Annotated in this window: 14 protein-coding genes and 1 pseudogene; 8 read left to right on the top strand and 7 right to left on the bottom strand. The window is 74.2% G+C overall.

Features of this window, described 5'->3' with window-relative positions:
- Positions 1-352: 352 nt before the first annotated feature.
- From ABGB16_RS08305 to ABGB16_RS08285, 5 genes are all read left to right on the top strand, one after another.
- On the top strand, positions 353-3,481 hold the full coding sequence (locus tag ABGB16_RS08305; protein ID WP_347667374.1) for a BTAD domain-containing putative transcriptional regulator: 3,129 nt from the start codon (positions 353-355) through the stop codon (positions 3,479-3,481).
- A 401-nt stretch (positions 3,482-3,882) separates the two neighbouring features.
- Positions 3,883-4,374, top strand: coding sequence for a cyclic pyranopterin monophosphate synthase MoaC (gene moaC / locus ABGB16_RS08300; RefSeq protein WP_347667373.1), 492 nt, complete (start codon positions 3,883-3,885; stop codon positions 4,372-4,374).
- The gene (locus ABGB16_RS08295) at positions 4,371-4,841 is read left to right on the top strand and encodes a MogA/MoaB family molybdenum cofactor biosynthesis protein (protein WP_347667372.1); all 471 of its coding nucleotides are present in this window, start codon (positions 4,371-4,373) and stop codon (positions 4,839-4,841) included. The genes moaC and ABGB16_RS08295 overlap by 4 nt, the downstream gene beginning before the upstream one ends.
- Positions 4,842-4,926: 85 nt before the next feature.
- On the top strand, positions 4,927-6,186 hold the full coding sequence (locus ABGB16_RS08290) for a molybdopterin molybdotransferase MoeA (RefSeq protein ID WP_347667371.1): 1,260 nt from the start codon (positions 4,927-4,929) through the stop codon (positions 6,184-6,186).
- Between the two features lie 86 nt (positions 6,187-6,272).
- Positions 6,273-6,689, top strand: coding sequence for a molybdenum cofactor biosynthesis protein MoaE (locus ABGB16_RS08285; RefSeq protein WP_347667408.1), 417 nt, complete (start codon positions 6,273-6,275; stop codon positions 6,687-6,689).
- Between the two features lie 158 nt (positions 6,690-6,847).
- Here ABGB16_RS08285 and ABGB16_RS08280 read toward each other — a convergent pair whose 3' ends face one another.
- Both ABGB16_RS08280 and ABGB16_RS08275 read right to left on the bottom strand, forming a co-directional pair.
- Positions 6,848-8,293 (bottom strand): glycosyltransferase 87 family protein, encoded by a 1,446-nt coding sequence (locus tag ABGB16_RS08280; RefSeq protein ID WP_347667370.1) that lies wholly within the window; start codon positions 8,291-8,293, stop codon positions 6,848-6,850.
- Between the two features lie 214 nt (positions 8,294-8,507).
- Positions 8,508-9,053 carry a DoxX family protein gene (locus ABGB16_RS08275; protein ID WP_347667369.1) on the bottom strand — a complete coding sequence of 182 codons (546 nt, stop codon included), beginning with the start codon at positions 9,051-9,053 and terminating at the stop codon, positions 8,508-8,510.
- 146 nt (positions 9,054-9,199) lie between these two features.
- Between ABGB16_RS08275 and ABGB16_RS08270 the strand changes: the two genes are divergently transcribed.
- Entirely contained in the window at positions 9,200-9,745 is a 546-nt protein-coding gene (locus ABGB16_RS08270; protein WP_347667368.1) for an N-acetyltransferase, read from the top strand.
- A 36-nt stretch (positions 9,746-9,781) separates the two neighbouring features.
- Here ABGB16_RS08270 and ABGB16_RS08265 read toward each other — a convergent pair whose 3' ends face one another.
- The 3 genes and pseudogenes from ABGB16_RS08265 to ABGB16_RS08255 all read right to left on the bottom strand — a co-directional run.
- Entirely contained in the window at positions 9,782-11,017 is a 1,236-nt protein-coding gene (locus ABGB16_RS08265; protein WP_347667367.1) for an ATP-binding protein, read from the bottom strand.
- A gap of 162 nt (positions 11,018-11,179) precedes the next feature.
- Positions 11,180-11,605, bottom strand: coding sequence for a hypothetical protein (locus tag ABGB16_RS08260; protein WP_347667407.1), 426 nt, complete (start codon positions 11,603-11,605; stop codon positions 11,180-11,182).
- A 499-nt stretch (positions 11,606-12,104) separates the two neighbouring features.
- Positions 12,105-12,548 (bottom strand): annotated as a pseudogene (locus tag ABGB16_RS08255) (hypothetical protein); the annotation flags it as partial.
- 794 nt (positions 12,549-13,342) lie between these two features.
- Between ABGB16_RS08255 and ABGB16_RS08250 the strand changes: the two are divergent.
- Complete coding sequence (locus tag ABGB16_RS08250; RefSeq protein ID WP_347667366.1) at positions 13,343-13,885, top strand: EamA family transporter; 543 nt, start codon at positions 13,343-13,345, stop codon at positions 13,883-13,885.
- Between the two features lie 10 nt (positions 13,886-13,895).
- Positions 13,896-14,618, top strand: coding sequence for a prepilin peptidase (locus ABGB16_RS08245; RefSeq protein WP_347667365.1), 723 nt, complete (start codon positions 13,896-13,898; stop codon positions 14,616-14,618).
- 36 nt (positions 14,619-14,654) lie between these two features.
- Here the strand turns inward: ABGB16_RS08245 and ABGB16_RS08240 are convergent, their stop codons facing one another.
- Positions 14,655-17,843 (bottom strand): UvrD-helicase domain-containing protein, encoded by a 3,189-nt coding sequence (locus ABGB16_RS08240; protein ID WP_347667364.1) that lies wholly within the window; start codon positions 17,841-17,843, stop codon positions 14,655-14,657.
- 227 nt (positions 17,844-18,070) lie between these two features.
- The gene (locus tag ABGB16_RS08235) at positions 18,071-19,312 is read right to left on the bottom strand and encodes a metallophosphoesterase (protein WP_347667363.1); all 1,242 of its coding nucleotides are present in this window, start codon (positions 19,310-19,312) and stop codon (positions 18,071-18,073) included.
- Positions 19,313-19,322 lie beyond the last annotated feature (10 nt).

Here is a 19,322-nt window from a genome sequence, read left to right as displayed (position 1 = left end):
CGGCAAGACCAGGCCGCCCTGTTACTCAGAGTTCCTGTGTGAAAACTCAATGCCCAACCCGCGTGGGTTCCTGCTTCGATTATCGGAGTGGCCGGGGTGTCTCTCCAGCAAGGGTGCCGAGTAACTGCCGTGGTGGCGGCGGGCTCTGGGTCTTGCCGGCCCTAACGGAGCGGAGAATTGTCGTAGCTTCTTGTTAGTGTCTCTTGCCGGCCCTCGTCTTGGTCGCGCTTTTCGTAATACTTTGCTCGGGTTTGTCTCGGCATATCGGCGTGCCCCTGATTCGCGGGCAATTCATATAGAATTCGGCATTGTTTCGTCTTCGTGAGCCTTTTCCCACAAGGAGGCATGGGTGGTGCGGGTTCGGCTCCTGGGCGCCCTGGAGGTTCGCTGCGGACCGACCAGGCTCGGGTTGGGGACGCCCAAGCAGCAGGTGGTGCTGGCGATGCTCGCCACGGCACCGGGCCGCCTGGTGTCCCGGGAGACGATGATCGACGAGATCTGGCCCGACTCCCCGCCCCCCTCTGCAGTGGCCAACGTGCGCACCTACGCCGCCAACCTGCGTCGCACCTTCGACGCGACCGACCAAGGTCGTGGCCTCATCGCCCGCGAAGGGCACGGGTACCGGCTGCGGTTGGAGGAGGACCGGATCGACAGCTTTCGCTTCCTTCGGGAATGCCGCCGGGCGCGCGAGCGGGTGGAGGCGGGCGACTTCGGCCAGGCCGAGGAGACCCTGGTGGCAGCGCTGCGACTGTGCCGCGGCCCCGTGCTGACGGGTCTGCCGCTCGGCACCGTGCTCGCCGCGCACAAGGACGTGGTCGCTCAGGGCTACGCGGACGCGGTCGGACTTCTCGCCGAACTGAGGATCGAGGTGGGGCGACCCCATGGCGCCCTGTCGCTGCTGCGCCAGCATGTGCAGACGCACCCCCTGCACGAGCGGGCACACGCCCTGCTGGTCAGGGCCCTCTACGAGAGTGGAGACGCGGCGGGCGCCCTGGTGGCCTGGGACGGCGCCCGTGATGTCCTGTCCGCGCAGCTCGGGCTCCAGCCCGGCGAGGAGATGCAGCGGCTCCGCGCCGCGATCATCGCCCGGGCGCCGCTGCCCAGGCCGGTTGCCGGCGCCCCCGCTCGGGGGGTCGTGGCCCCCTCGGTCACTTTCGTCAGGAAGGAGCCAGCCGCCGTCCGCGCGGCAGAGCCACCAACCCACGTGGGCGCGGCCGGGCGTGCCCGGTCGACGGACTGGTTGCCACGGAGCGTCACGGACTTCGTCGGCCGGGACGAGGTGATCGCCCGGATCACGGCGGAGACGCGCCGCGTCGAGTCACGCATATCCGCCGTTCACGTGATCAGTGGCATGGCCGGCAGCGGCAAGACGACCCTCGCCCTGCACCTCGCCCGGCGACTGGCGGTCCGTTACCCGGACGCCCAGCTCTTCATCGACCTCTGCGGGCATGGGGAGAAGGCGCCGGTGGAGCCGGCGGTCGCGTTGGTCACCCTGCTTCGTCAGCTCGGCGTGCAGGGCGGCAAGATCCCCGCGGACTTCGTGGACCGGCAGGAGCTCTGGCGGCAGGAGTTGGCGCTGCGGAAGGTCGTCCTCGTCCTCGACAACGCGGCGAGCAGGCAACAGGTGCTTCCCCTGCTGCCCGCCGCGCCGGGGACGGTTGTGCTGGTCACGTCCCGCCGGCAGCTGCCCGATCTGGAGACCGGTCCGCCGGAGTTCCTACCGGTGATGACACCGCGGGAGGCAATCAGGCTCCTGTCGCTGACGGCCGGCCCGGGACGGGTCGAAGCGGAGCCGGAAGCCGCCGCGGAGGTGGTGCGACGGTGCGGCCACCTGCCCCTGGCCATCCGGCTCGCAGGCTCCCGGCTCGCCGCTCGTTCGGGTTGGCGGATGTCCGACCTGGCCAACCGGCTTGCCGCCGGGACTCCGCTGCTGAGCCGGATCGGCGTGGGTGAGCAGAGCGTCAGGAGTGCGTTCGCCGCATCGTACGAACCGCTGGAGGACACCACCAAGAGACTGTTCCGCGCACTGGCCCTGCATCCCGGCGACGACCTGACCGTGGCGATGGCAGCGGCGCTGGCCGACCTGCCGCTGCCCGTCGCCGGTGGCCTGATGGACGAGCTGGCCGAGCGGCACCTGGTGGAGGAGTTCGAGACCGACCGCTACCGGATGCACGACCTGGTGCGCCAGTTCGGCGCCCAGCTCGCCCTCGAACAGGACGACGAGGCCGAGCGGCGGGCAGCCGAGGCGCGGCTCCTCAACCACGTGTTCCACGCGTCCCTGCTGGCCGCCGAACCTCTGGACGTCAACCTGCGCAGGGATCTGGCGGAGGTGCCTCCGGTCGCGCGGCCCGACCTCGTCGGCGAGATCGGCCGGCCCGACGTGCAGTGGTTCGAGGTCGAGCGGACGAACCTGAACGCCCTGATCGCGTTTGCCGCGCAGCGCGGGCACCACGACTATGGTTGGCAGCTCGCCCGGACGGTCTGGCGCTTCTACTACATGCACAGCTATTTCGACGACATCCTGTTCACCCACCGTCATGCTCTCTTCGCCGCGGACAAGACCCAGCACCGGCGCGCGTCCGCGATGATGAAGAACTATCTCGCCTCCGCGTGCGGCCGGACCGGCGATCACGAGGCGGCCGTGAACCTGCTCCGTTCGGCGATAGACCATCACGTTGCCATCGGCGACCAACTCAGCGTGCTTCTCTACCGCGCGAACCTGATCGGCGTCCACTGGCTCCGAGGAGACATGCGGCGAGCGGTTTCTCTGGGAGCGCAGTCGCTCAGGGAGGCGGCGGCGATGGGCAGCCCGCTGGTGGTGTCCATCCTGCCCAATTACGGATTGGCCCTGGCGGCCTCTGGTCAGTACGAGGAAGCCCTTCGGCTGCACCGCATCCGGCTCTGGTGGGCCAGGAGGCAGGAAAACGTCTACCACACGATGAGCGCCCTGAGTCACGTCGCGGCCGTGAAGAACCGGATGGGCCGATTCGCTTCCGCGGCACGCCTGCTGGAAGCGTCGCTGGTACTACGGGAGAGGACCGGGCACGGTTACGGTGAGCCCGAGTCACGCAATCACCTCGGGGTGGCCTATCGGGGCATGGGGAGGTTGTCGGAGGCGAGACGCCAGCACGAGTTGGCGCTGGAACTTGCCCGGGACTACGGGGAGCCGCACGCCCAGTGTGGCGCCCTGAACCACCTCGGCCTGACCCTCGCCGCCCTGGGTGACCAGGCGGAGGCGGTGACGATGCACCGGCGGGCGCTGGAACTGGCCACCCGCGTCGCCCACCCCTACGAGCAGGGCCGGGCACTCGCCGCCTTGGCCGACCACCTCGCCGGGGACGACCCCGACGAGGCCCGCCGGTACCGCCGGCGCGCTCTGGCGATCTTCGAGCGGATGGGCGTACCCGAGCGCTTCGAGATGCGGAACCGGCTCGCCCAGCCGGCGGCAGACGCCGAGGAGGGCGGGCCGTCCGGCGGCTGACGAGGGAAGACGCGACTTATCGTTTTCTTATCGCCGCGCTTTGTAGCGTCCCTCCCCGTCGACCGTACGGGGGTGGTTCTGGCCGGGGCAGGACCGGGTCGACGACAGCGCCCGCCGTCGGGGGTCCCCAGCGGCCGGCGGCGGGTCGACAGGGAAGGGGCGGCACCCGGGAAACCGTGGTCGCGTCGCACCACGGCCATCTGGTCCGGGTGCCGCCCCTCGTACCCTCCGCATGCCTCGTACCCTCCGCATGCCTCGTACCCTTCGCATGCCTCGTACCCTTCGCTCGCCGCAGGGCACCTCTGGCCGCCGTCGTCGCCCCTGCCGGACGCCGCGACCGGCGCGGCCGGGCGGACACCGGTAACCGGTGGGCGTCGTACCCGGACGATAGGCTCGCCGCCGTGACCGAACCCGCGCAGCTCACCCACGTCGACGCGGCCGGCGCCGCCCGCATGGTCGACGTCTCCGCCAAGGAGGTCTCCGGTCGGCTAGCGGTGGCCGCCGGCCGCCTGCGTACCACGCCCGAGGTGATCGACCTGCTCCGGCGGGACGGGCTGCCCAAGGGTGACGCGCTCGCCGTTGGCCGGCTCGCCGGCATCATGGGTGCGAAGCGCACCCCGGACCTGATCCCGCTCTGCCACCCGATCGCGTTGCACGGGGTCGCCGTCGACCTGGCGTTGACCGAGGACACCGTCGAGATCACCGCCACGGCGCGCACCGCCGATCGGACCGGGGTGGAGATGGAGGCCCTCACCGCCGTCGCGGTCGCCGGGCTCGCCCTGGTCGACATGGTCAAGGCGGTGGACCCGGCGGCGTCGGTCGACGCGGTACGGGTGCTCCGCAAGGAGGGCGGCAAGACCGGCCGGTGGCTGCGGCCGGAGGGCCGGCCGTGATCCGCGCCCGGGTGGTGGTCGCCTCCAACCGCGCCTCCGCCGGCGTCTACGCCGACACGAGCGGCCCGCTGCTGGTCGCGGGGCTGCGTGAGCTGGGCTGCCAGGTGGAGGAGCCGGTGGTGGTGCCCGACGGCGAGCCGGTCGCGGCGGCGCTGCGGGCCGCCCGGGCCGACGGGATCGACGTGGTGCTGACCAGCGGCGGGACGGGGATCACCCCCACCGACCGGACCCCGGACGTGACGCGCGGGTTGCTGGACTACGAGATTCCCGGCATCGCCGAGGCGATCCGGGCGTACAGCCGGGACAGGGTGCCCGCCGCGGCGCTCTCCCGGGGCGTCGCCGGGGTCGTCGGCCGGATGCTGGTGGTCAACCTGCCCGGCTCGACCGGCGGAGCTCGCGACGGGCTCGCCGTGCTCGGGCCGATCCTGACCCACGCCGTCGACCAGCTGCGTGGCGGAGACCACTGAACCGGCAGGGCGGGCCGTCCGGCGATAGGCTCGCCCGGTGGACGCGGGGAGCCGCCCCGCGGTCGCGAACGGAGGAACGGCACCGTTGAGCACGGAAACCGCGTCCGCCGCGGAGCGGGCCGCCGTACCGTCGGTGGTGGACTGGGCGGAGGCCCGGGCCCGGGCGTACGGGGCCGGTCGGTCCGCCGCGCTGCCCGCCGTCGATCGGCCGCTCGCCGACACCGACGGACTCACCCTCGCCGAGCCGTTGGCCCCCGCCACCGATCTGCCCGCGTTCCCCACCTCCAGCGTCGACGGCTGGGCCGTGCGGGGCGACGGGCCGTGGCGGGTGGTCGGCCGGGTACTGGCCGGGGGCAGCCCGCCGCCGCTCGCCGAGGACGGCACGACGGTCGAGATCGCCACCGGCGCGATGGTGCCCGAGGGGGTCACCGCCATCCTGAGGGTCGAGGAGTCCACCCGGACGGCCGACGGCCGCATCGCGGGCACGCCGCGGCCGCACCCCGAGTGGCGGCGACCGGGCGAGGAAGCGTACGCCGGTGAGGAACTGCTCCCGGCCGGCACACCGGTCGACCCGGCGCTGATCGGCCTGGCCGCCTCCTGCGGGCACGACACCCTGCGGATGCGCCGCCGGGCACGGGCCGCGCTGCTGGTCTTCGGCGACGAGCTGCTGACCTCCGGCCCGCCGGCCGCCGGCCGGGTCCGCGACGCCCTCGGCCCCGCCGTGCCGGCCTGGCTGCGCCGGTACGGCTGCGAGGTGCGCCCGGCCGACGTGACCGGCCCGGTGGCGGACACGCTGCCGGCGCACGTCGGGGCGCTGCGCGCGGCGCTGGCCGAGGCCGACCTGGTCTGCACGACGGGCGGCACGATGCACGGCCCGGTCGACCACCTGCACCCCGCGCTCGCGGAACTCGGCGCGGATTACGTGGTCAACACGGTGGCGGTCCGTCCCGGATTCCCGATGCTGCTCGCCCGGCTCACCGACCCGGACGGTCGGGTCCGCTTCGTCGCCGGCCTCCCCGGCAACCCGCAGTCGGCGATCGTCGCGCTCGTGTCGCTGGTGGCGCCCCTGCTCGCCGGCCTGTCGGGCCGGCCGGAGCCGGTGCTGCCGCACGCCACGCTCGCCGAGCCGGTGCCGGGGCGGGGCGACTACACGCACCTGGCCCTGGTCCGGCTGGACCGGATGGCCGGCACCGCTCACCCGGTGCGCCACGTCGGCTCGGCGATGCTGCGCGGGCTCGCCGGCGCGGACGGGTTCGCGGTCATCCGCCCCGGCACCACCGGGGAGCCGGGCGACCGGGTGCCGGTCGTGCCGCTGCCCCTCCAGCCCGGGGAGCGGGCGTGGTGACGGGCGCCCCGGATTCCGGCGGAGCGGGCGTGGCCACGGGCAGCCCCCTCGGCGGGGACGCGGGCGCGGCGACGGACTTCGGCACCGTGGCGGTCTTCGGCACCGTGACGGACGAGCCGCTGGACCTGGCCGCGCACGAGGAGGCGGTCGCCGACCGGCGGGCCGGCGCGGTGGTGTCGTTCCAGGGCGTCGTCCGCGACCACGACCACGGCCGCGCGGTCACCAGCCTGGAGTACGAGGGTCACCCGAGCGCCGCAGCCGTGCTCCGGGAGGTGGCCGCCGAGGTCGCCGCCGACCCCGACGTGTACGCGGTCGCGGTGTCGCACCGCGTCGGCCCGCTCGGGATCGGCGACGTGGCCCTGGTCGCGGCCGTGAGCACCGCGCACCGGTCCGCCGCGTTCGCCGCCTGTGCCCGGCTGGTCGACGAGGTCAAGGCCCGGCTGCCGATCTGGAAGCGGCAGGTCTTCGCCGACGGCACGGAGGAGTGGGTCAACTGCCCCTGACGCCGGGTGGCCGCCGGGGTGCTCTCCGCCGGTCACGCCCGCGCCCCGGGCGGCCCGCCCGGGGCGGCCGCGTGCGGCAGGTCGAGTTCGTTCCGCCGGCGGGCCGAAGTCGGTCGGCGGGCCGAAGTCGGTCGGCAGGCGCATCGGCCGGCTGCCGGTCAGCGGCGGGCGTACGCCGAGGCGGTGCGGCCCAGCCGGTCGGCGTAGAAGGCCGGCTCGGCGCCCGGCCGCCAGGGCAGCGCGGCGACCAGCACGATCAGCGCCACGGCCAGCGAGTTCTCCATGAGCGCCCCGAAGAGGCCGTCCTGGTAGTGCGACACCTCGGGGAGTTGGTGTTCGTACGGCCAGATGGGCGAGACGAGGAACAACAGGTACAGCCCGACCGCGGCCACGCCGTGCCGGAGCCCGGTCAGCGTGGGGTACCAGATCGGCGGGCGCAGGGCGTTGACCCCCGGCACCCCGCCGTACGGGAACACCTGACCTGCGCGCTGCGCCAGGCCGCGGCTGGCCTCCCGGCGCCGTACGGCGGCGTCGGCGAGCACGATGATCGCCGGGATCACCCACACGAGATGGTGCGACCACGAGATCGGGCTGATCACGTTGGCGGTGAGCCCGACCAGGGTGAACGCGGTCAACTCGTCGCCGTCGGCGCGGGCGGTGGCGGCCCGGGACAGCCCGAGCGCCAGCACCAGCACCGAGAACGACAGCCAGAGCAGGCCGGGCGTCTCGATCGAGTCGTAGAGGCGGGCCAGCAGACCGGCGAGCGACTGGTTCGGGGTCATGTCGGCGGCGCCGACCCGCTCGGTCTGCCACAGCACGCCGCCGAAGTACGTCCGCGACTCGGTGCCCACGAGGGCGAAGCCGGCGAGGGTGACCCCGACGGTGGTGCCGATCGCAGTGGCTGCCGCCCGCCACTGCCGCGTGATCATCAGGTAGGCGATGAACAGCGCGGGGGTCAGCTTGACCGCGGTGGCCAGGCCGATGCCGGCCCCGGCCCAGACGCCGCTGAACACGAACCGGCGCAGCGGACTGTCGGCCGGGTCGAACCGGGTGCCGCGCCTCGCCCGCCAGCGCAGCCCGACCATGTCGGCCATGATCAGGGCGAAGAGGAGCAGGTTGACCTGCCCGTACCCGAGGGTCTCCCGGCCCGGCTCGATGGCCACCGCCATCGGCGTCGCGATGCCGACGGTGAACCACAACGGCCAGCCGAGCCGGTCCACGATCGGCCGCAGCAGCGCGGCCAGGACCAGCGCCAGCGCGGCGATGCTGGCCAGCGCGTTCAGCCACCCGGCGGCCGCCACCGGGACCAGCGCCATGGGCAGCATGACCAGGCCCCCGAACGGCGGGTACGTGAAGCCCAACGTGGTGGAGGGGGCGATGAATTCGTACAGGTCATGGCCGCTCGCCCACCACACCACCGCGCCGTGGTAGATCTTCATGTCGAAGAAGTTGTACGGCCGCCCGAAGGCGCCGACGGCGAGCCACGCGGCGTAGGCGACGGTGGCGATGACCCCCGCGCGGACGGCAGTCCTGCGGTCGAGGCCACGGGTCATGCGGCGGACCGGGGCGAGGCGGTCCATCCGTCGTCCGACGGTCGCCGGCATGGCGTGGCCACCCCCGTACCAAGATCGTCCTACCCGTCCAGGTCCAGCAGGCAGCCTAGAACGGCGCCTCACGTTGATGCCTCCCGCGTTATGCGACCGTGTCCGATCCCACACATGTTTTTGACATTTCCACCGCGTTAACGCCTAGCGGGTGGTTCAGGTGATTTTCTACGGGGGCGGCAGCGGGGGCCGGGAGGGGGTGGAGAGCCGCAGGTCAGCCGGGCAGGCGGCGGGCGGCAGCCGCCGAGCGTACGGCGATCCGGGCCTCGCGGCGGGCGGTGCTGACCGCGCGCCGCACGGACCGTCGCGAGTGGTCGATCCGGTGGCCGGCGCGCCACCGCAGGCCCGGCTTGCCACCGCTGTCGGCGGCGGCCAGCAGCAGCCCCCCGAAGAGCCCGAGGTTCTTCAGGAAATGGGCCTGGTTCTGTGCCCGCTGGGCCGGGTCGTCGTTGCTCCAGAAGGGATGGCCGGTGGCGGTGGTCGGAATCAGCGTGCCGGCGAGCAGCAGCGCGGCCGGCCGGGCGAACCTGCCGGTGGCCAGCATCAGGCCGCCGACGAGGTGGGTGGCCGCGTTGACCCTGATCAGCGTCTCGGCGTCGGTGGGCAGGCTGGGGGCGACCTGCTGGATGAACGGGGCGACCCGGTCGGTGACCGGCTTCGCGGCCGGGACCAGCCGACCAGGGTTGTGGAAGTTGCGGGCGCCACTGACCACGAAGATGCCGCTCAACATGACGCGGGCGAGGGAGCGCACGGGTTTCATGAAATAGTCATACCCCTTCGTCCGGTCGGCTACCCCCGCAACGGCGCGATCCGCTCGCTGTCGGGACAGGTCGGACGGCCCCCACCGCCACGCCGATCTCGGTGACAGTCGCTGGTGGACCCGCTTCGGGCGGTAACCTCGCCCGGGTGACGACGCTGCGGCTCCGCCCGGAAGGCCCGGCCGACACCGGTCCGGTGGGTCGGGTGCTGGCCGCGGCCTTCGCCCGCCCGGACGTCCTGGCGCCGCCAGAGGTGGGGCTGGTCGAGGAGTTGCGCGGCACCGACGCCTGGATTCCCGAGCTGGCCATGGTCGCCGAGTACGGCGGGGAGGTCGTCGGGTACGCCCTGCTCACCCGGGTCCGGGTGCGGGGCGACGGCGGGGACGCCCCCGCGCTGGCCCTCGGGCCGGTGGCGGTGGCGCCGCACCGGCAGCGGGTCGGGCACGGCACGGCGGTGGTGCAGGCGGGCCTGGACGCGGCCACCGAGCTGGGCGAGCGGCTGGTGGTGGTGCTCGGCTCCCCCGCCTTCTACCGGCGCTTCGGCTTCACCCGGGCCGACCGGCTGGGGCTGACGAGCCCGTGGTCCGGTCTGGGCGACCCCTGGCAGGCGCTGGTCCTGCCCGCCAGCTCCAACGGCGACGGCCTCGCGCCGCGCGGCGAGGTGCTCTTCCCGTCGCCCTGGGCGAAGGTCTGACGCGTCGTCCCCGGGGCGCCGGTGGGCAGTGGGCCGTCAGGCGGGCTGGGTGCGCAGGTACCGGCCGAAGTGCGGGACGGTGAAGGCCACCGTCCCGCGCTCCCCGGAGTAGATCAACCCCTTCTTGATCAACGCGTCGCGGGCCGGGGAGAGGCTGGCCGGCTTCCGCCCCAGCGACCGGGCGATCTCGGCGGTCGGCACCGCGGCGTCCATGTCGTCCCGACCGCCGACATCCCCCTCCACCAGGGACAGCGTCGCCATCGCCCGCATGTACTCGCGCTCGGCCGGCGTGGCCCGCTCGAAGCGGGAGCCGAAGAAGCCGACGGCCAGCTCGGCCTCCGCCTCCGGGGCGGCCACCCGTACGTCCGCTGCGGTGATCGGGGAGCGCGGCGCGTGGTCCCAGGTGGCCTTGCCGTACGCCTGGACGAAGTAGGGGTAGCCGCCGGACTTCTCGTAGAGCAGGTCGAGGGCCTTCGGCTCGTACTCGACCTCCTCGCGCTCGGCGGGCGCGCAGAGCGCCTGGTCGGCGGCGATCCGGTCGAGGCGGTCGATCCGTTGGTAGCGGAACAGCCGCTCGGAGTACGACTTGGCGGCGCTGAGCACGGCGGGCAGGTGCGGCAGGCCGGCGCCGACCACGATCAGCGGGGCACCGAGCTGGGACAGCTCGTGGCAGGCGGCGCAGAGCGCCGAGACGTCCTCGGCGCCGAGGTCCTGCATCTCGTCGATGAAGATCGCGATGCCGGTGCCGACGTCGCCGGCCACTGCGGCGGCGTCGCTGAGCAGCTCGACCAGGTCGATCTCGATGTCCCCGGAGTCGGCGCGCCCGGTGGCCGCCGGCACGTCGATGCCGGGCTGCCAGCGGTCGCGCAGCCTCGGGGCGGCGCCGGCCCGCCCGGTCGGCGCGGACCGCTGGGCGAACGCCTTGAGCACCCCGAGGAACGCCTCGATCCGGTCGGGGGCCCGGTGCCGGGGGGCCAGCTCGCGGACCGCCATGTGCAGGGCGGCGGCGATCGGGCGGCGCAGGGACTGGTCCGGCCGGGCCTCGATCTTGCCGCTACCCCAGAGCTGCCCGATGGCCTGCGAGCGGAGGGTGTTGAGCAGCACGGTCTTTCCGACGCCGCGCAGGCCGGTGAGCATCAGGCTGCGTTCCGGGCGGCCGCGCGCGATGCGCTCCAGCACCACCTCGAAGACGTCGAGTTCCCGCGCCCGCCCGGCGAGCTCGGGCGGGCGCTGACCGGCGCCCGGGGCGTACGGGTTGCGGACCGGATCCACGAATCGCACAGTATCGGGCTGTCTAGCTGCGAGGCTAGACATCCGTAGATGCGGCTACCGGCGTGTCGCGCCGGCCCTCGGGGGCAGTGGGATCAGCCGTCGAGACAAAACTAGGGCTGTCTAGCGTGGATGCTAGACAGCCCTAGTTTCGGCTACCGGGGGCTATTTGAGCTTCTTGAGGCAGAGCACGTAGTCCAGGAAGTCGACCGAGTTGTCGTGGACGTAGTTGGCGGTCGACTCAGGGGCCAGAGTCTCGCACCGATCGCCGTCCGCGGTCGCCGGGATGCGCAGCAGGATCTTGTACGTGTTCGGCCCGCACGGCACCTTGCGCAGCTCCGCGTCGTCGTCCGTGCCGTCGTTGACGACGCAGTCGCCCTTGGCGAACTCATCGTCGTCGTCCTCGCTCGGGCTCGGCTCGGCCGTGGTCGGGGCCGCCGTCGGCTCGTCGCTGGGCTCCACGGGGCCCGCGGAGACGCTCGGCGCCGGAACGACCGGGTCGTCAGCCACGTCGGCCGCCCGGTAGATCCCCCAGCCGGCCAGGCCGAGGCAGGGGCAGAGCAGCAGCACGACCACCAGGGCGATGATCAGGCCGACCCGCCGGCCGTTCCCCTTGGCGGGCGGGGTGACCGGCCCGGGCCCGTACCCGGGTGGCGGCGGCGGACCCCACGGCCCCGCCGGCGCCGGCTGCCCGACGGGCGGGACGGGGCCGCCGGGAGCGGCGCCCGGCTGCCCGGCCGGCGGGAACGGCCCCGGCGGGGGGTACCCGCCCGGCGCGCCGCTGGTCGGCGGCGGGTACGCGCCCGGCTGCCCGCCGCCCGGCGCGGGCGGCGGGTAACCGGAGCCCGGCGGCGGGTCACCGGCGGGCGGCGGGTATCCGCCACCGGGCGACTGGTTCCACAGCGGGGCGGTCGGGGGCTCGGCCCCGCCGACCGGCGGCGGGCCCCACTGCGGCAGGGTCGGGTCGACCGGCGCGCCGCCGCCGGAACCGCCCGGCGGCCGGGCGTACCGGTCGTCGGGCGAGCCGGAGCCGGGTGGTCCGAATGATGACATTTCTTCCCCAGGGGTGTGGCGATCGGCGAGCGATCGGTCAGCGGAGCTTGAGGCAGAGCACGAAGTCGAGGGTGTCCAGCTGGCTGTCGAAGAAGTACCAGTTCGTGTAGCCCTCCACCTTGGCACACTTCGTCTCGGCGTCCTTCTCGCCGCTGGTCTGCCCATCGAAGCGGCGCAGCACCTCGTACGTCCTCGGCGCGCACGGGGCGATGAGCAGCTTGGGTTTGCCGCCCGCCGGCCCGTCGTTGCGGACGCACTGCCCGACCTTGACGAACCGGGGATCCGCCGACGATTCGGGAGCCGGACCGGTCGGGGCGGGGGCCGTCGAGTCGTCCTGGGCGTTCCCGGGCACCCCGTCGCTGCTCGGCAGAGCCGGACCCGCCGCCGGCGGCGCGTCGTCCCGGCCGAGCAGGTACCACGCTGTCGACCCGCCGGCGAGCAGCACCACCAGGGTGGCCAGCACGGCGAGCAGCGGGCCCCGCCCGCGCGGGCGCTCCGGCGGCGCCGGCTCCTCGGCGTACGGCTGCGTGCCGCCGAAGCGCGGGTGAGGCGTGCCGCCGTACGGGGGATCCGCGTAGCCGTCGCCGGAGTACGCCGGCGGGTACTCCCCGGTGCGCCCCGGGTCGGGACCGGGCTGGTGGCGCGGCGGGTACCCCGGATGCGCCGCCCCCCGGTCGGTGTCCGGCCAGGGCGGGCCCGGATGGTCGTACCCCTCGTCGGCTCGCCGCCGCGGCCACGGTGCGCTCGGGTCGTACCTTTCCTCGGGGCGCTGTTGCGGCCAGGGCGCCGTCGGGTGGCCGTACCCCTCGTCGCGCCGTCGTCCGGGCCAGGGTGCGTTCGGGTCGTCCCCCTCCTCGGGCCCTCGTCCCGGCCACGGCCCGGGACCCGCACCCGGCGGTCCGTAGTTCGACATGCGCACCCTCCTGCCCAGGTGGTGAGGCCGGCCACCAACGAGGGACACCGACGCCCAAGCCACCGTAGCGTGGTCCACCGATGAGCTCATCCTCCCCGCGCGTGACCTCTATCGCCGCGCCGGCCGCCCCGCTGCCGGGCGGTCGCCGGCACGCCCCGCGCTGATCTGGACGGCGCTGGCCCTCGTGTACGTCCTGTGGGGATCGACCTACCTGGGCATCCGGGTCGCGGTGGAGTCGCTGCCGGCGCTCACCTCGGCCGGCCTCCGGCATCGCCGCGCTGCTCATCGCCATCGTTCCCCTGCTGGTCGTCCTGCTCCGGACGGCCACCGGGGACCGGCCCCGGTTCTGGACGTTCGCCGGCGTGAGCGTCGGCTTCCTCGGTCTGGTCCTGCTGGTGCTGCCTTCCGGCGGGTCGGCGGCCGTGCCGCTGGCCGGGGCGCTGACCGTGGTCGCGGGGGCCGTCTCGTGGTCGATCGGATCGCTCCTCTCCGGGCGCCTGCCGATGCCCGCCGACCCGTTCATCGCCACGGTGTACGAGATGATCGCCGGGGCCGTGGCGCTGGCCGTGCTCGCCGCCTGCCGGGGCGAACTGCGGGACTTCGACCCGGCGGCGGTCAGCGGCCGGTCCTGGCTGGCCCTGGCGTACCTGATGGTCGCCGGCTCGCTGATCGCCTTCACCGCGTACGTCTGGCTGCTGCACCACGCGCCGATCTCCCTGGTCGCCACGTACGCGTACGTGAACCCGGCGGTCGCGGTGGCGCTCGGCGCGCTGTTGGCCGCCGAGCCGGTCACCGCCCAGGTGCTGCTCGGCGGGGCCGTGATCGTCGCCGGGGTGGCGCTCGTGGTCAGCACGGAACGCCCCGGACGGCCCGCCGGGGCGGCGGACGGTACGGCCCGGCGGTAACGTCCGGCCGGTGTCCGCCGGTCCGCTGACCCTCGTCGCTTCGGCCGAACCAGCGGCCGGCTTTCCTGTGCTCGGGTTGCCGGCCGTGCTCGGGTTGCCGGCCGGCTATCCCGCCGTCTGGCTACTGGCCGGGGTCGCGGTGCTCGGTGGGGCGGCCGGTGCCGCCGCACCGTGGCTGGCCCGGCGCTTCACCCCCGGCGACCGGGACCTGCCGGCGGCCGGCGTGACGGCGGTGGTCGGGGCGGTCGTCTTCGCGGGCCTCGGCGTCGCGCGTGTCGGCCCGGCGTTGCCGGCGTTCCTGGCGGTCGCGGCGGTCGGGCTGGTGCTCGCCGTGGTCGACCTGGCCTGCCTCCGGCTGCCGGACCGGCTCGTCGGGGCGGCGGCGCTGGCCGCGGTGGCCGGCCTGGGCGCGGCGGCGGGGATCGGCGGCCAGCCGCACCGGCTCCTCACGCCGCTGGCCGGGGCGGCCCTGTCGTTCGCCGGGTACGCGGTGCTGGCACTGCTGCCGGGCGCACGGCTCGGGTTCGGCGACGTGAAGCTGGCCGCCGCGCTGGGGCTGCCGCTCGGCTGGCTGGGCTGGCCGACGCTGCTGGCCGGGCTGGTCCTGCCGCACGTCCTGCACGGGTCGGCCGTGATCGGCCTGCTGGCCGCCCGCCGCGTCCGCCGGGACACCCTGCTGCCCCTCGGGCCGGCCCTCCTGGCGGGCGCCTGGCTGGCCGTCCTCGTGACCTGAGCCGCGCCCGCGCCGCTACCGCCGCCCCGCGCCCCTTCACAGCAGGCGGAGTTGGCGGTCCTTGGGGCGGCGGGGTTCCGCCTCGCCGAGGCGCTCGAACAGACCCGGGTCGATCACGTCCAGGAAGGGGGACGGGCGGCAGTCGCGCTCGGCGCCGTGGCGCGTACGGCGGGCCGCGTGGCTGACGTAGAGGCGGTCCTGCGCGCGGGTGAGGCCGACGAAGAAGAGCCGGCGCTCCTCGGCGATCGCGTCGTCGTCCGGCTCGGAACCCGGCCAGCGCAGCGGGAGCAGGCCGTCCTCGCAGCCGACCAGGAAGACCACGGGGAACTCCAGCCCCTTCGCGGCGTGCAGGGTCAGCAGGGTGACCGCCTCGGCGCGCGGGTCGAGGGCGTCCACCTCCGCCCCGGTGGCGAGCTGGGACAGGAACAGCCCCAGGTCGTCGCCGCAGCGGCGGGCCAGCGGGGTGAGCAGGTCGACCGCCGCCCGGACCTCCTCGGGGCGTACGGTGCCGGAGCCGTCCAGGGTGGGGGCGGCGAACCGGTCGGCCACCACCTGGCCGGCGAGCCGGACCCGGGCGGGCAGCCCGCCGCCGAGGCCGTCGGCGTGCCGCAGCTCGCGGGCGATCGCGGCCACGCCGGGCCGGTCCCGCAGCCGATCGTGCGAGCGCTTCTGCACCGGGATGTTCGCCCGGGCCAGGGCGTCCATGATCGGGGCGGCCTGCGCGTCCGTCCGGTACAGCACGGCGATGTCGGAGAACGACAGGTTCGTCGACCGGCCGTCGATCCGCCCCGAGTCCAGCGAGCGGTGGGACAGGCCGCCGACCAGTTCGTCGACGGTGCGTACGACGAAGTCGGCCTCGTCGGCGACGGACCCGGCGGCGTACCGGCCGACCAGCGGAGACTCCGGGTCGAGTCGGGCCGGGTCGAGCCGGCGGCCCCGCACCAGCGACGACGGCGCGATGGCCTGCACGGCGGCGGCCAGGATGGGCGCGGAGGAGCGGTAGTTGCGGTTCAGGCGCACCAGCCGCGCGTCGGTGAAGTCCTGCGAGAAGCGCAGGAAGTAGCCGACGTCCGCACCCCGGAACGAGTAGATCGCCTGGTCGGGATCGCCGATCGCGCACAGGTTGCCGTCGGCGGGGCTGAGCAGCCGCAGCAGCTCGTACTGGACCGCGTCGACGTCCTGATACTCGTCGACGAAGATCCACTGCCACCGGCCCCGGTACCGGTCGACCAGCTTCGGATCGGCGCGCAGCAACTCCACCGGCAGGCTGAGCAGCTCGTCGAGGTCGACGAGGTCACGCTTGCGCAGCAGCGCCGTGTAGGCGGCCTGGTCGTCGCCGGCCTCGTCCCGGGCCGCCGCGCGGTCCGCGTCGTCGGCGATCCGGAAGTCGTCCGGCAGTCCGGCCGTCCCCGCGTTCTCCCGCAGGATGGTCAGCCCCAGCGAGTGGAACGTGCCGACGGTGATGTCCTCGGCCACCGGCCCGAGCAGCCCGTCGAGGCGGTGGCGCAGCTCCTCGGCGGCCCGCCGGGTGAAGGTGATCGCCAGGCAGCGTTCGGGGAAGACGTTCAGCTCGGCGCACAGGTACGCGATCCGGTGCGTCAGGGTGCGGGTCTTGCCGGTGCCGGGGCCGGCGACGATCAACAGCGGTCCGCCCGGGGCGGAGGCGGCCACCCGCTGCATCGCGTCCAGCCGGTCCAGCAGCCCGGTGCCGACCTCCTCCATGCCGGCGAGCATCGGCTCGAACGGCTCGTGCGGGGAGGGCTGCGGCGCGATCGGCGGGGGCGGCGGGGGCGCCTTGCGCTTCGGCTCGGCCTTCGCCGCCGCCGGGCGCCGGGCCTTGGCCTTCGCCGCCGGCTCCGGGGCCCGCTGCGCCGGCACGGGTACGTCGAACAGCGTCTCCGCCTGCGGCCCCGCGGCCGTCCCGCCCAGCTCGACCGGGTCGAACAGGGTGATCACGCCGTACTCGCCGTCGTAGCCGGGAACCCGGCGCACGGCGCCGCGCCGCAGCCGACCGATGCCCTCGGCGAGCAGTTCCCCGCCGACCCGGCCGATCTCGTCGAGCGGGGCGCGGGTCAGGATGTCCAGCTCCGGGCCGAGCGCGGCGACCAGGTCGTTGAGCTTCCCCTCGACCTTCTTCGACCGGGGGCCCACCTTGTTGATCTCACCGAGGATCTCCGCCAGCGGCACCAGGTGGGTGACCTCCCGGGCGTGCGCGGGACGGTGCCCCTCGGGCCGGTCGGCCAGCTCCTCCACCCGGCTGAGCACGCCGACGGTCAGTGGCTTGCCGCACTCGGGGCAGCGCCCGCCCGCGGCCCGGGTCTGCTCGGGCGACCAGTTGACGCCGCAGAGCCGGTGCCCGTCGGCGTGGTACTTCCCCTCCTCCGGGAAGAACTCGATCGTCCCGGCCAGTCCGTCGCCGGTGCGCAGCGCCTCCCGGATGGCGAAGTAGTCCCGGCCGGTGGCGAAGACCGTCGCCTCGCGGGCCAGCGCCGGTGGGGAGTGGGCGTCGGAGTTGGAGACGAGCCGATAGCGGTCCAGGCTGCCGACCCGCCAGTTCATCTCGGGATCGGAGGAGAGCCCGGTCTCCACGGCGAAGACGTGCTCGGCGAGGTCGGCGTAGCAGTCGGCGATCGCGTCGAAGCCGGACTTCGAGCCCAGCGCCGAGAACCACGGCGTCCAGATGTGCGCGGGCACGAGATAGCCGTCCGGGCTGGACTCGAGGGTGATCTCCAGCAGGTCCCGGGAGTCGAGGCCGAGGATGGGCCGGCCGTCGGAGGCGATGTTCCCGATCCGGGCGAGGGCGGCGTTGAAGCGCTCCACCGCGTCCAGGTCGGGCAGGTAGACCAGGTGGTGCACCTTGCGGGTGCGGTCGTCCCGCTTGTAGATGGTGGAGATCTCGACGCTGAGCATGAACCGGACGGGGTCCGCCTCCGCCTCGCTCGCCAGCCGGGGCGGCAGCCGGCGGGCGATGTCCCGCTCCGCCTCGGGGCCGAGCCGGTACAGGCCGGGCTCGGCCGGCTGCAGCGTCTGGCGCAGGTGGTCGTACCAGGCGGGGTGGGTGAAGTCGCCGGTGCCGAGCACGCCGATGCCCTTGCGTCGGGCCCACCAGCCCAGGTTCGGCAGGGTCAGGTCGCGGCTGCACGCGCGCGAGTACTTCGAGTGGATGTGCAGGTCCGCGACGAACGGCGAGGGGCCACCGGGGGGTGCGGCGCTGAACGGAGGCACGCCGCATCCTGCCACGCCGCCCCGGCGCGCCGCCCTCCGCCACGCGTACGCGTGACCTGAGCAATCCACCTCTGGACATGCGCGGCCCTCGCCGCTATGCGTCCGCCACCGCCCCTAGACCCGCGTTGATCATGGAGTTGGCGGGGCAAATCGTCTGATTCGGTGCCGTTAACCCCATGATCAACGAGGCGGAGCGGGGCGCGTGGGGGCAGGTGGTAGCCGGTGCGTCAGGGGGTGCGGAGTTCGACCAGGGTGATCTGGGGGTTTGCGCCCACCCGGACCGGCGGGCCCCAGAAGCCGGCGCCGTTGGTCACGTACACCTTCGTGCCGTCCACCTCGCCCAGGCCGGAGACCACCGGCTGCTGCATCGCCACCAGCAGGTTGAACGGAGCCATCTGGCCGCCATGGGTGTGGCCCGACAGTTGCAGGTCGACGCCGAACTTCGCCGCCTCCACGGCGGCGATCGGCTGGTGGGCCAGCAGCACCACGGGGCGGCTCTGGTCCCGGTCGCCGAGCGCGGCGGCGTAGTCGGCGGGGGCGGCCAGCCCCGTGCCGGCGGCGCTCACGTCGTTCACCCCGGCGAGGTCGAGCACGCCGCCCGGCGTACGGATCTCCTGCCGGACGTTCTGGAGCACCCGCAGCCCGAGCCGGTCCACCTCCTGCACCCACTCCTCCACGCCGGAGTAGTACTCGTGGTTGCCGGTGACGAAGAAGCTGCCGTAGCGGGAGCGCAGGTCACGCAGCGGCGCCGCCGCCTCGCCCAGCTCGGCGACCGAGCCGTCCACCAGGTCGCCGACGACCGCGACCAGGTCGGCGTCGAGTCGGTTGATCATCGCGACGATCCGCTCGGTGTGCGCCCGGCCGCGGAACGGCCCGAGGTGAATGTCCGAGACGGTGGCGATGCGCAGGCCGTCCATGCCCCGGGGCAGCTTCGCCAGCGGGATCTGCACCCGGTCCAGCCGCGGCGGGCCCAGCGCGTTGCGTACCCCGTACCCGGTGATGCCGGCGGCCGTGAGACCCGCGAAGATCGCCGCGCCGCGGGCCAGCAGCAGCCGGCGGTCGGGGTCGTGGTCGGGCTGGTCCACGGCTGCGGCGGCCGGCGGGTCCGCCGGGCCGGTCGCACCCACGAGCACCGGCTCGGGCGCGGCGGCGGTCGGCTCGGCGGCGGCCACCCGGCGGCGCAGCACCAGCCGGACGGCCAGCATCGGCACCTCGAGCACGGCGAGCACGACCAGCAGGTAGAACATCAGCGCGAGCCACACGTACCCAGGCCAGGACAGCCAGTACCAGTCGGCCCGGACGCTCGCCAGGGTCGCGGGGATGAGCAGTCCCAGCACCACCGCCGCGACGGCGCCGACGCGGCGCCACCGGCCCGGGCCCGTGGTGTCCCGGACCAGCCGCCTCCACAGGTAGAAGTGGATCAGGCCGAGGACGACGAGCACCACGACCACGGACAGCACAGCCGCCAACACGGATCCC

The organism is Micromonospora sp. B11E3 (genome assembly GCF_039871625.1).
Lineage (GTDB): Bacteria > Actinomycetota > Actinomycetes > Mycobacteriales > Micromonosporaceae > Micromonospora.
The sequence above is the reverse complement of the archived record's forward strand: the minus strand, read 5'-3'. Positions and strand labels throughout refer to the sequence as shown.

Coding starts and splice junctions, on each gene's coding strand:
- ABGB16_RS08280 (WP_347667370.1), bottom strand. CDS start 8,293: ATGCCGGCGACCGTCGGACGACGGATGGACCGCCTCGCCCCGGTCCGC.
- ABGB16_RS08275 (WP_347667369.1), bottom strand. CDS start 9,053: ATGAAACCCGTGCGCTCCCTCGCCCGCGTCATGTTGAGCGGCATCTTC.